Below are 12,604 nucleotides of genomic sequence, written 5' to 3'. Positions count from 1 at the left end.
GGTCAGATTACAGGGAGTGCAGAGATGATTTCACTGGACAGATTCCAGCAGCGTCGACAGGCGCTGTTAGCGAAAATGGTTCCTGGCAGCGCCGCGTTGCTGTTTGCCGCGCCTGAAGTGACGCGCAGCAACGACACTGAATACTCATTCCGTCAAAACAGCGACTTCTGGTATTTCACCGGCTTCAACGAGCCGCAGGCGCTGCTGGTGCTGATTAAAAGTGATGAAACGCACAACCATAGCGTCCTGTTTAACCGGGTGCGCGATCTGACAGCAGAAGTCTGGTTCGGGCGTCGTCTGGGTCAGGATGCGGCACCGGCAACGTTGGGTGTCGATCGCGCCCTGCCGTGGAACGATATTGGCGAGCAACTGCACCTGCTGCTCAACGGTCTGGATGTGGTTTACCACGCGCAGGGTGAATATGCGGAAGCTGACACGCTGGTGTTTAACGCGCTGGATAAACTGCGCCGCGGTTTCCGCCAGAATCTTAGCGCACCGGCCACGGTGACAGACTGGCGTCCATGGGTGCATGAGATGCGCCTGTTCAAAGATGCGGATGAGATTGCGCTGTTACGCCGTGCTGGCGAAATCAGCGCGCTGGCCCATACCCGCGCGATGCAGGCCTGCCGCCCAGGGATGTTTGAATATCAGCTCGAAGGCGAAATCCATCACGAATTTAATCGCCACGGGGCGCGCTTTCCCGCCTACAACACCATCGTTGGCGCCGGTGAAAACGGCTGCATCCTGCACTACACCGAGAATGAAAGCGAACTGCGTGATGGCGATTTGGTGCTGATCGACGCTGGCTGCGAATTCCACGGCTATGCCGGTGACATTACCCGCACCTTCCCGGTTAACGGCAAATTCAGTGCCCCGCAGCGCGCACTCTATGACATCGTACTGACATCGTTGTATACCGCGCTCAGCCTGTTCCGTCCGGGGATCAGCATCCGCGAAGTGAATGATGAAGTGGTGCAGATTATGGTCAGCGGTCTGGTAGAGCTGGGTGTACTGCAGGGGGAGGTCGACACACTGATTGCCGAAGAGGCCCATCGTCAGTTCTATATGCATGGCCTCAGCCACTGGCTGGGGTTAGATGTGCATGATGTCGGTCACTATGGCACGCCCAGCCGCGATCGCGTGCTTGAGCCAGGCATGGTCCTGACCATTGAGCCAGGGCTTTACATCGGCCCGGATGCCGATGTACCGGCAGAATATCGCGGCATTGGTATTCGTATCGAAGATGACATTCTGATCACCGAAACCGGCAATGAAAATCTTACCGACAGCGTGGTGAAGGATGCCGCAGCGATCGAAGCATTAATGGCGGCGGCAAAAACAGCATGAGCATTCTGATTGCCGGTGGCGGCATGACCGGCGCGACGCTGGCGCTGGCAATATCCCATCTGACCCAGGGCCGGTTGCCGGTGACGCTGATTGAAAGCAGCGAACCCGCCAGCCGGGCACACCCCGGCTATGATGGTCGCGCCATTGCGCTGGCGGCGGGCACCTGCCAGCAACTGGCCGATATCAACCTGTGGCAGCGCATTGCCGGTTGCGCCACGCCAATTACCCGGATTCATGTTTCCGATCGCGGTCATGCGGGCTTTGTTTCGCTGGCGGCAGCTGATTACGACATTCCGGCGCTGGGGCAGGTGGTAGAGCTGTTTGATGTCGGACAGCGTCTGTTTACTGAACTGAAGAAAGCGCCGGGCGTCACTCTGCGCTGTCCGGCTCGCGTTACTCAGGCCAGCCGCAGCGAGCAACAGGTAACGGTAACGCTTGATAATGGCGAGCAGCTAAATGGCGATCTGCTGGTGGCGGCAGACGGCTCACGCTCTGCGCTGGCCGCCTCCTGCGGCATTCAGTGGCAAACCGATGACTATCAGCAGCTGGCGTTGATTGCCAACGTCACTACGGCGTTGCCACATCAGGGGCAGGCGTTTGAACGCTTCACCGAGCACGGTCCGCTGGCCCTGTTGCCGATGTCAGATCATCGCCTGTCGCTGGTGTGGTGCCATCCGCTGTCACAGCGTGATGCGCTCACGCGCTGGAGCGAAGCCGAATTCCTCAGTGAACTGCAGCGGGCGTTTGGCTGGCGGCTGGGCAAATTTACCCATGCCGGTCAGCGGGAATACTACCCGCTGGCGCTGCAACGGGCGGTGCAGCCGGTCATGCATCGTGTGGCGGTGGTCGGCAATGCGGCGCAGACGCTGCACCCGATTGCCGGACAGGGCTTTAACCTTGGCCTGCGTGACGTAATGTCGCTGGCCGAGACGCTGGCGTCAGCCCATCAACAGCAACAGGACCCCGGCAGCTATGCGGTACTGCAACATTATCAGCAGCGCCGCGAGCAGGATCGCGCCGCGACCATCGGTATTACCGACGGCTTAGTGCGTATCTTTGCCAACCGTCATACGCCGTTGGTCATCGGGCGTAATCTGGGTCTGCTGGCGATGGATCATCTGCCGTGGCTACGAAATCAACTGGCTGAGCGCACGCTTGGCTGGGTTAAGCGTTAATAAAGAGGCTTTGATGCAAACTTTTGATGTGGTGATTGCCGGTGGCGGTATGGTCGGACTGGCAGTGGCTTGTGGCCTGCAGGGCAGCGGACTGCGCATCGCGGTACTGGAAAAATCTCCCGAGCCGCCAGTCAGCCTGAGTGATACACCCTCGATTCGCGTCTCGGCTATCAATGCGGCCAGTGAGCGTCTGCTACAGAAGCTGGATGTCTGGTCGACCATTCTCTCGCTGCGTGCCAGTGCGTATCACGGTATGGAAGTGTGGGATAAGGACAGTTTCGGTACCATCGCCTTTGACGATCAGCAGCAGGGGCTGTCTCACTTGGGCCATATTATTGAAAATCCGGTGATTCATCGCGCCCTGTGGCAACGCGCCAGCGCCTGCAGCGACGTGACGCTGATGGCATCCGCCGAGCTGCAGCAGGTGGCGTTTGGCGATAACGAAGCCTTTATTACCCTGCAGGATGGCAATATGTTAACCGCGCGTCTGATGATTGCGGCTGACGGAGCCAACTCCTGGCTGCGTAACAAAGCCGATATCCCGCTGACTTTCTGGGATTACGATCATCACGCGCTGGTCGCTAACGTCCGCACCGGGATGCCGCACGATGCGGTAGCGCGTCAGGTGTTCCATGGCGACGGTATTCTGGCTTTCCTGCCGATGCAGGACCCGCATCTGAGTTCGATTGTCTGGTCGCTGTCACCGCAGGAGGCGAGCCGGCTGGAAAGTATGCCGGAAGCGTTATTCAATCAGCAGCTGTCGGTGGCGTTTGATATGCGGCTTGGTCTGTGCCAGCTGGAAAGCGAGCGCAAATCGTTTCCTCTGACGGCGCGCTATGCCCGAAATTTTGCCGCGCACCGCCTGGCGCTGGTCGGGGATGCGGCCCACACCATTCATCCGCTGGCAGGACAGGGCGTGAACCTGGGCTTTATGGACGCGGCTGAACTGATCGGTGAAATTCGCCGGCTGCATCAGCAAGGCAAAGATATCGGACAGCACCTCTATCTGCGCCGCTACGAACGCAGCCGTAAGCACAGCGCCGCGCTGATGCTGGCCGGCATGCAGGGCTTCCGTGAGATGTTTGCCGGTAACAACCCGGCAAAAAAACTGCTGCGCGATGTCGGCCTGAAGCTGGCAGACAGCCTGCCGGGCGTTAAACCGCTGATGCTGAAGCAGGCGATGGGCCTGAATGACCTGCCGGCGTGGCTACGCTGAACCCGCACTGACCCGCTCCCGAGCCAGCATTTGCTGGCTTTTTTTCTGTCCGAAACCCACTCTGCACCATCACAAGGCAGCGCCGCACCACTATCGCCCCTCGTTTGATTTATTCTAATTTTGCCGCTCAATTCGCATTACTTTTTCTTATTCGGTGCATCGGCGAACACCGCATTTTTTTAACATCCTGAACGGCTTCTCGCATAAATTTGCTGCGTTTATTTAACCTTCCTACATTTATTGCGTGATTAATCACAAAATTGCAGTTTTTTATCCTGTCGGTGATTAATCCTGGTTAGGCTGTGCATCAGCTTTCGACCCCGGTTTGCTTATGGTTAATCGCCAGATTCGGTGGTAACGTCAGCCTAAAGAGAACGTTTGCGTCGGCAGGGTTTGCGGCGCGCTTTGGTACTCACTCGCTTCTGCACAGGATGGTTATGACTCAGCAAACACCTCTGTTTGAACAGCATCAGGCCTGCGGCGCTCGCATGGTGGATTTTCATGGCTGGATGATGCCGCTGCACTATGGCTCCCAGATGGATGAGCATCATGCGGTGCGTAATGACGCCGGCATGTTTGATGTCTCCCACATGACCATTGTTGACCTGAAAGGCCCGCGTACCCGCGAATTTCTGCGCTACCTGCTGGCAAATGACGTGGCAAAACTGACTCAGCCCGGCAAGGCGCTCTATACCGGCATGCTGAATGCATCAGGTGGCGTCATTGATGATTTGATTGTTTACTTTATGAGCGAAGACTTTTTCCGGCTGGTGGTGAATTCCGCAACGCGGGAGAAAGACCTCGCCTGGATCGCTGAACATGCGCAGGGCTACGGCATTACGCTGACCGAACGTGACGATCTGGCGCTGATTGCCGTACAGGGGCCGCAGGCCCAGCAGAAAGCGCAGACGCTGTTCAGCAAGACACAACGGCAGGCGGTATCCGGGATGAAGCCGTTCTTCGGCGTACAGGCGGAGGCGCTGTTTATTGCCACCACCGGCTACACCGGCGAAGCGGGATATGAGATTGCGTTACCGGCAGACGAGGCGGCCGATTTCTGGCAGCGGTTGCTGGCCGCCGGAGTAAAACCTGCGGGTCTCGGTGCACGTGACACGCTGCGGCTGGAAGCCGGCATGAACCTGTACGGTCAGGAAATGGATGAAAGCGTTTCACCGCTGGCTGCCAACATGGGCTGGACGGTGAGCTGGGAGCCGGCCGATCGGGCCTTCATCGGACGTGAAGCGCTGACGTTACAGCGTGAACGCGGCACCGAAAAACTGGTCGGGCTGATCCTGACCGAAAAAGGCGTGCTGCGTAACGGCTTGCCCGTGCGCTTTACCGACGATCAGGGCGAGCCACAGGAAGGGATCATCACCAGCGGTTCGTTTTCGCCCACTCTGGGTTACAGCATTGCCCTGGCACGCGTGCCAGCCAGTATCGGCGACACCGCCATCGTTGAGATCCGTAACCGCCAGATGCCGGTAAAGGTTACCCGACCGATTTTTGTCCGCGCCGGTAAACCGGTCGCCCAGTAAATTTTATTCAGGAGAAATGGCCAATGAGCAATGTGCCAAATACGTTGAAGTACCGCGACAGCCACGAGTGGGTGCGCAAAGAAGAAGATGGTTCTTATACCGTAGGCATCACCGAACATGCGCAGGAACTGCTGGGTGACATGGTGTTTGTCGATCTGCCTGAAGTCGGCGCAACCTTTGCTGCTGGTGAAGAGTGTGCAGTCGCCGAATCAGTCAAAGCGGCCTCCGACATCTATGCACCGATCAGCGGTGAGATTGTTGCGGTTAACGATCTTCTGTCCGATTCGCCAGAGCAGGTCAACAGCGAACCTTATGACGGCGGCTGGTTATTCAAAATCAAAGCCAGCGACGAGTCTGAAATTGACACGCTGCTGGACGCGGATGCTTACAAAGCCTCTATCGACGAGTAATCGTCAGGCGGCCTCGCGCAGAGGCCGCAGATTTCTGTTTGCACTCTCTGTTCCCCAGCCCGATTCAGGATTTACTGCTAATGACTCAGACTCTCAGCCAGCTTGAACACAACGGTGCATTCATTGAGCGCCATATCGGTCCTTCACCCGAGCAGCAAGCGATGATGCTTGAGGCGATTGGCGCCCCCTCGCTGGAGGCGTTAATCGGCACGATTGTCCCGGCCGACATTCAGTTGCCCGGCCCGCCAGCCGTGGGTGAAGCGGCGACGGAACAACAGGCGCTGGCTGAACTGAAAGCGATTGCCAGCCAGAATCTGCGTTACAAATCCTGGATCGGGATGGGATATAGCGCGGTGATCACCCCACCGGTTATCCTGCGCAATATGCTGGAAAACCCAGGCTGGTACACCGCGTATACTCCGTATCAGCCGGAAGTTTCGCAGGGACGACTGGAGGCGTTGTTAAACTTCCAGCAGGTGACCCTCGATCTGACCGGCATGGATATCGCCTCGGCCTCGCTGCTGGACGAAGCGACCGCTGCGGCAGAAGCGATGGCGATGGCCAGACGCGTCAGCAAGCTGAAAAATGCCAACAAATTCTTTATTGCCGATGATATTCATCCGCAAACGCTGGATGTGGTGCGGACCCGTGCCGAAACTTTTGGCTTTGAACTGATTATCGATCGGGCTGAAAAAGCGCAGGATCATGACGATCTGTTTGGCGTGCTGCTGCAACAGGTTGGCACCACCGGTGAAGCGCACGATTACAGCGCGCTGATTGCCGGACTGAAAGCCCGCAAAGTGGTGGTCAGCGTCGCAGCGGATTTCATGTCGCTGGTCCTGCTGGAAGCGCCAGGCAAGCAGGGTGCCGATATTGTCTTTGGCTCGGCACAACGCTTCGGCGTGCCGATGGGGTACGGTGGCCCTCATGCGGCCTTCTTCGCCAGCCGCGATGAGCATAAACGTTCAATGCCGGGGCGCATCATCGGCGTCTCCCGCGATGCCGCCGGTAATACCGCGCTGCGCATGGCGATGCAGACCCGTGAACAGCATATCCGTCGTGAAAAGGCCAACTCCAACATCTGTACCTCACAGGTGCTGCTGGCGAATATCGCTGGCCTGTATGCGGTATTCCACGGTCCGGCCGGACTGAAACGCATTGCCTCACGTATTCATCGTTTTACCAACATTCTGGCGGCGGGCTTGCAACAAGGCGGCCTGACGCTGCGTCATCAGCACTGGTTCGATACGCTGACGGTTGAAGTAACAGACAAAGCGGCGGTCCTGAACCGCGCTCAGAGCTTTGGCGTCAACCTGCGAAGCGATATTCACCATGCTGTTGGCATCACGCTGGATGAAACCACCCGTCGTGAAGATATTCTGGCGCTGTTCGCCATTCTGCTGGGCGATGCGCACGGCCTGGATCTGGATAAGCTCGACAGCGAAGTCGCACTGGAGAGCCAGTCGATTCCAGCCGGTTTGCAGCGCCACAGCGATATTCTGACCCATCCGGTGTTCAACCGTCATCACAGTGAAACAGAGATGATGCGCTACATGCACAGCCTGGAGAAAAAGGATCTGGCGCTGAATCAGGCGATGATCCCTCTGGGCTCCTGCACCATGAAGCTCAACGCCGCGGCAGAAATGATCCCGATTACCTGGCCGGAATTTGCCGAACTGCACCCGTTCTGCCCGGCAGAACAGGCCAGCGGTTATCTGCAGATGATCGGTCAGCTGTCACAGTGGCTGGTGCAGCTCACCGGTTACGATGCGCTTTGCATGCAGCCGAACTCTGGTGCACAGGGCGAATATGCCGGTCTGCTGGCAATTCGTCGTTATCATGAAAGCCGCAATCAGGGCGACCGTCACCTCTGCCTGATCCCCAGCTCGGCGCACGGCACCAATCCGGCGTCGGCCCAGATGGCCGGCATGGATGTGGTAGTGGTGGCCTGTGACAAACAGGGCAACATCGACCTCGGCGATCTGCGTGAGAAAGCGGCACAGGCGGGCGATAAACTCTCCTGCATCATGGTGACCTATCCGTCAACACACGGCGTTTATGAAGAGACCATCCGCGAAGTCTGCCAGATTGTGCATCAGTACGGCGGTCAGGTTTATCTCGACGGCGCAAACATGAATGCCCAGGTCGGTATCACCACGCCAGGCTATATTGGCGCGGATGTCTCGCACCTTAACCTGCATAAAACCTTCTGTATCCCGCACGGCGGCGGCGGACCGGGAATGGGGCCGATTGGCGTAAAAGCGCATCTGGCACCGTTTGTTCCGGGCCATAGCGTGGTGCAGATCGATGGCGTATTAACCCAGCAGGGAGCGGTGTCAGCGGCCCCGTTTGGCAGCGCCTCTATTCTGCCGATCAGCTGGATGTACATCCGCATGATGGGAGCAGAAGGGCTGAAGCAGGCCAGTTCAGTCGCGATCCTGAATGCCAACTATATTGCCAGTCGTTTGCAGTCCGCCTATCCGGTGCTCTATACCGGCCGTGATGGTCGGGTGGCGCACGAATGTATTCTTGATATCCGGCCACTGAAAGAGCAGACCGGCATCAGCGAACTGGATATTGCCAAACGCCTGATCGACTACGGTTTCCATGCGCCAACCATGTCGTTCCCGGTCGCGGGCACGCTGATGGTGGAGCCGACCGAATCGGAAAGCAAAATCGAGCTGGACCGCTTTATTGATGCGATGCTCTCTATTCGTATGGAGATCGACCGGGTCGCGGCGGGCGAATGGCCGCTGGAAGACAACCCACTGGTGAATGCGCCGCATACCCAACTGGAAATCGTCAGCGAGTGGACGCATCCTTACAGCCGTGAACTGGCGGTTTTCCCGGCGGGCAGCCACAACAAATACTGGCCGACGGTAAAACGTCTGGATGATGTGTTTGGTGACCGCAATCTGTTCTGCTCCTGCGTACCGATGAGCGATTATCAGTAACTCACGCCAATCGCATAGCCGCTAAACAAACCTGAGCAGGGCCGATTCGTCGGCCCTTTTTTATCTGGAGGCGAAATGAAATTAGCACTGGTTACCGGCGGCAGCCGCGGTATCGGACGCGCCACGGCGTTATTACTGGCGGCCAGAGGCTATCGGGTGGCGGTCAATTATCGCCAGCGCGAGGCAGAAGCACAGCAGGTGGTGACAGAGATTCAGCAGCAGGGCGGCGAGGCCTTTGCGCTGCAGGCAGATATTGCTGATGAAGCCCAGGTGATGGCGATGTTTGCGCAGCTCGATCAACAGCCAGCGCCGCTGACGCTGCTGGTCAATAACGCCGGGATTCTGTTTCAGCAGTGCCGGGTCGAGCAGCTGGATGCAGCACGCCTGCACAAAGTGTTTGCCACTAACGTCATCGGCACCTTTCTCTGCAGCCGCGAAGCAGTAAAACGTATGGGCACCCATCACGGCGGTCAGGGCGGCGCGATTGTTAACGTCTCGTCAGCCGCCTCACGGCTTGGCGCACCGGGAGAGTACGTCGATTACGCCGCCTCTAAAGGGGCGATGGATACGCTGACCAAAGGGTTATCGCTGGAAGTCGCGCAGCAGGGGATTCGGGTAAATGGGGTTCGTCCGGGATTCATTTATACCGAGATGCATGCCGACGGGGGTGAAGCAGGCCGGGTTGATCGCCTCGCCAGTGTAATCCCGATGGGCCGCGGCGGGCAGGCAGAGGAGGTGGCAGAAGCGATCGTCTGGCTGGCCAGCGAGGCGGCCTCTTATGTCACCGGCAGCATCATTGATGCCGCCGGCGGACGCTAACCGACAGCGCCGCCGCTTTTCAGCCGCGGCGTCATCCGTTACAGGTTTTCGCCGTTGCTGGCGATGACCTGCTGATACCAGTTAAAGCTTTTCTTCTTCGAACGGGAGAAATCGCCGCTGCCGTCGTCGTTTTTATTGACGTGAATAAAGCCGTAACGCTTATCGTACTGGCCGGTGGTAAAGGAGACGCAATCCAGGCAGCCCCACGGCGTATAGCCCATTAATTCCACGCCGTCGTGCGTCACCGCCTTTTTCATCTCTTCGATGTGGGCGCGCAGATAATCGATACGGTAATCATCTTCAATCACGCCCGCGTCGTTTGGCTTGTCGATTGCGCCAAAACCGTTTTCTACGATAAACAGCGGTTTCTGATAACGCTCATACAGCTCGTTAAGCGCGTAACGCAGGCCGACCGGGTCAATCTGCCAGCCCCAGTCTGACGCTTTAACGTGTGGATTTTTTACCACGCCTTCGAAACCGGTGATCGGATCGTCCACGCCGCTGGCATCAGTCTTCACGGCATTACTCATGTAATAGCTGAAACCGACGTAGTCCGCACAGCCTTCACGCAGCGTGTCGGCGTCCTCCGCTTCCATCTGGATCTCATAGCCTTTACGCGCCCACTCTTTCAGCGTGTAGGTCGGATAGTAGCCGCGCATCTGCACATCACTGAACACGTAACGCTGATGCATCGCTTCCTGCGCCAGCACCACATCATCAGGATGACAGGAGAATGGGTAGACCGGCACCATGGCGATCATACAGCCAATCCGGAAGTCAGGATTAATAGCATGACCGAGTTTGACCACCTTAGCGCTGGCGACAAACTGGTGGTGCATTACCTGATACATCGCCTGCTCAGGCTTCTCATGCTCGGTAAAGATCACCCCAGAGCAGCAGTAACCAAACAGCGGATATTGCCAGTTGCGCTGGTTATTGATCTCGTTAAAGGTCATCCAGTATTTCACTTTGTTTTTATAGCGATTCAGCACTACTTCGCTGAAACGCACAAAGAAATCGACCACTTTGCGGTTGTGCCAGCCGCCGTACTGTTTCACCAGGTGATAGGGCATTTCGAAGTGGGAGAGGGTGATGACCGGTTCAATGCCGTACTTCAGCAGTTCATCAAACAGATCGTCGTAGAATTGCAGGCCAGCCTCGTTTGGCTGTTGCTCGTCGCCATTCGGGAAGATGCGGGTCCAGGCAATTGAGGTGCGGAAGCATTTGAAGCCCATTTCGGCAAACAGCGCGACATCCTGTTTATAGTGTGAGTAGAACTCAACGGCCTGATGGTTAGGATAGAAATTGCCGGGCTGGACACCGTCGGTAATCACCCGATCGACGCCGTGTGAACCGCCGGTCAGCACATCAGCGATGCTGACGCCTTTGCCGCCCTGATCCCAGCCGCCTTCAACCTGATGCGCTGCCACCGCTCCGCCCCAAAGAAACCCTTTTGGTAACTGCAATTCTGCACTCATGCTTCACCCCATTACGGATATTGAAATTGGAATGAGTTTAGCAAGGCAATAATGAAAGTCACGATATAACAGCGCGCCAGTAATGTGATCTGTTACATCAGAAAAACAGGCTGTTTTATTTACCCAGTTGGCGGCCAATCGCTTCAATAATATAGGTGACCGGCACCTGCGTCGTAATGTCTGAATTATCAGCCATCCGAATAATCGGGACGTGATAGCAGAGGCTGAAATCACTCATTTTCGCCAGCGAGCAGCTCTCGGTGTTAGTGATGGCAATGATTTTGCACTTGTTGAGGCTGAACTGGCTGGCAATGCGCAGGATCTCTTCGGTCTCGCCGGAGACGGATAAAATAATCGCAATCGCATTTTCATACAGATCAGGGCTGACCGGATAATAGGGATCGTCAATCGCGTGGCTGAATTTACCCAAATTGGAAAAGAAACGGGCGCCATATTTTGCCAGGCTGCCTGAGGTGCCGACGCCAATAAAAAATACCCGCTCCGCCCGATTAATCTTTTGCGCCGCCTGGGCAATGATCTGCTCGAACTCCGGGTTATTAATACTTTTAAAAAAACTCAGCATCTCATTGACGCTGGCGGTATTAACCTGCGGCGCAGTCTGCTGCTCGGTTAACCGTAGCCGGATACGGAATTCCGACCAGCCTTCACAGTGCATCTTGCGGCAAAATCGCAGCACGGTAGTGGTGGAGACCGCGGCCTGCTCGGCCAGCTCGCGAATGGTCATATAGCTGACACGTTCACGATGTTTGATGATGAACTGATAAACCTGCATTTCCAGGTCGTTAAGGCGGGCGAGATCGCGGTGCGAAAACATGGGTGGCTCATTGTACAGTTGACCAGCCCGCAGTTTACCAGATTCATCGGCTGGTTTGCCCGTTACAAGGTTTCACAGATTAATTTCAGCGTACATGTGTACACCGAAACCGATGTTGGCTACTCTGGATAAGGTTTTTTTTATCGCTTCACTTTCAGGACACCTTATGACCACCACGCGTTTACCCTCAACGGGCTACTCACTGACCGAGGAAATTGCCAATAGCATCAGTCATGGGCTGGGCTGTCTGTTTGGCGTTGTCGCACTGGTATTAATGCTTAACCAGGCGAGGGATACGGGCGCAGATGCCATGGCGATCACCAGCTACAGCCTGTACGGCGGCAGCATGATTTTGCTGTTCCTGGCCTCAACGCTCTATCACGCCATTCCCAACGGACGGGCCAGACCCTGGCTGAAAAAGCTGGACCACTGCGCTATCTACCTGTTGATTGCCGGCACCTATACGCCTTTCCTGCTGGTGGGCCTGAGGTCGCCGCTGGCCTACGGTCTGATGGTGGTGATCTGGAGCCTGGCACTGGCCGGCATCATCTTTAAGCTGACCATTGCGCACCGCTTTAAAGTGCTGTCGCTGGTAACCTATCTCTGCATGGGTTGGCTGTCGCTGATCGTGGTGTATCAGCTGGCGATGACGCTGGCACCCGGCGGTATCTGGCTGCTGGCAATCGGCGGCATCATCTATTCGCTTGGGGTCATTTTCTACGTCGCGCGCCGCATTCCATTCAATCATGCTATCTGGCACGGGTTTGTACTGGGCGGCTGTGTCTGTCACTTCTGCGCGATTTACTTTTATGTCGGATAGCCAGGCGGAGCGATC

At 56.7% G+C, this 12,604-nt stretch carries 10 protein-coding genes; 8 read left to right on the top strand and 2 right to left on the bottom strand.

Annotated elements, in window-relative coordinates; genetic code table 11:
* Window positions 1–24 precede the first annotated feature (24 nt).
* From pepP to FHW04_RS12405, 7 genes are all read left to right on the top strand, one after another.
* A complete protein-coding gene (pepP, locus tag FHW04_RS12435; RefSeq protein WP_031375756.1) occupies window positions 25–1,347 on the top strand; it encodes a Xaa-Pro aminopeptidase in 1,323 nt (440 codons plus the stop codon).
* Window positions 1,344–2,522, top strand: a complete 1,179-nt coding sequence (ubiH, locus tag FHW04_RS12430; protein WP_089561216.1) for a 2-octaprenyl-6-methoxyphenyl hydroxylase — start codon at window positions 1,344–1,346, stop codon at window positions 2,520–2,522. The genes pepP and ubiH overlap by 4 nt, the downstream gene beginning before the upstream one ends.
* A gap of 13 nt (window positions 2,523–2,535) precedes the next feature.
* Window positions 2,536–3,738, top strand: coding sequence for an FAD-dependent 2-octaprenylphenol hydroxylase (ubiI, locus tag FHW04_RS12425; protein ID WP_089561215.1), 1,203 nt, complete (start codon window positions 2,536–2,538; stop codon window positions 3,736–3,738).
* Between the two features lie 437 nt (window positions 3,739–4,175).
* On the top strand, window positions 4,176–5,273 hold the full coding sequence (gene gcvT / locus FHW04_RS12420) for a glycine cleavage system aminomethyltransferase GcvT (RefSeq protein ID WP_089561214.1): 1,098 nt from the start codon (window positions 4,176–4,178) through the stop codon (window positions 5,271–5,273).
* A 23-nt stretch (window positions 5,274–5,296) separates the two neighbouring features.
* Window positions 5,297–5,683 (top strand): glycine cleavage system protein GcvH, encoded by a 387-nt coding sequence (gene gcvH / locus FHW04_RS12415; RefSeq protein WP_031375752.1) that lies wholly within the window; start codon window positions 5,297–5,299, stop codon window positions 5,681–5,683.
* 80 nt (window positions 5,684–5,763) lie between these two features.
* On the top strand, window positions 5,764–8,637 hold the full coding sequence (gene gcvP, locus FHW04_RS12410; protein WP_046289230.1) for an aminomethyl-transferring glycine dehydrogenase: 2,874 nt from the start codon (window positions 5,764–5,766) through the stop codon (window positions 8,635–8,637).
* A gap of 75 nt (window positions 8,638–8,712) precedes the next feature.
* A complete protein-coding gene (locus FHW04_RS12405) occupies window positions 8,713–9,456 on the top strand; it encodes an SDR family oxidoreductase (RefSeq protein ID WP_046289229.1) in 744 nt (247 codons plus the stop codon).
* 38 nt (window positions 9,457–9,494) lie between these two features.
* Here the strand turns inward: FHW04_RS12405 and FHW04_RS12400 are convergent, their stop codons facing one another.
* Window positions 9,495–10,934, bottom strand: coding sequence for a 6-phospho-beta-glucosidase (locus tag FHW04_RS12400; protein ID WP_069728858.1), 1,440 nt, complete (start codon window positions 10,932–10,934; stop codon window positions 9,495–9,497).
* Between the two features lie 115 nt (window positions 10,935–11,049).
* On the bottom strand, window positions 11,050–11,769 hold the full coding sequence (locus FHW04_RS12395; protein WP_031375751.1) for a MurR/RpiR family transcriptional regulator: 720 nt from the start codon (window positions 11,767–11,769) through the stop codon (window positions 11,050–11,052).
* A gap of 166 nt (window positions 11,770–11,935) precedes the next feature.
* On the opposite strand from FHW04_RS12395, the gene trhA reads away from it, so the two are divergent.
* The gene (gene trhA, locus FHW04_RS12390; protein ID WP_089561213.1) at window positions 11,936–12,589 is read left to right on the top strand and encodes a PAQR family membrane homeostasis protein TrhA; all 654 of its coding nucleotides are present in this window, start codon (window positions 11,936–11,938) and stop codon (window positions 12,587–12,589) included.
* The last annotated feature ends 15 nt before the right edge of the window (window positions 12,590–12,604 follow it).

Source organism: Pantoea sp. AN62 (assembly GCF_050432985.1).
Classification (GTDB): domain Bacteria; phylum Pseudomonadota; class Gammaproteobacteria; order Enterobacterales; family Enterobacteriaceae; genus Pantoea; species Pantoea brenneri.
Note: the sequence above shows the minus strand (reverse complement) of the source record. Positions and strands in the feature narration are given on the sequence as shown.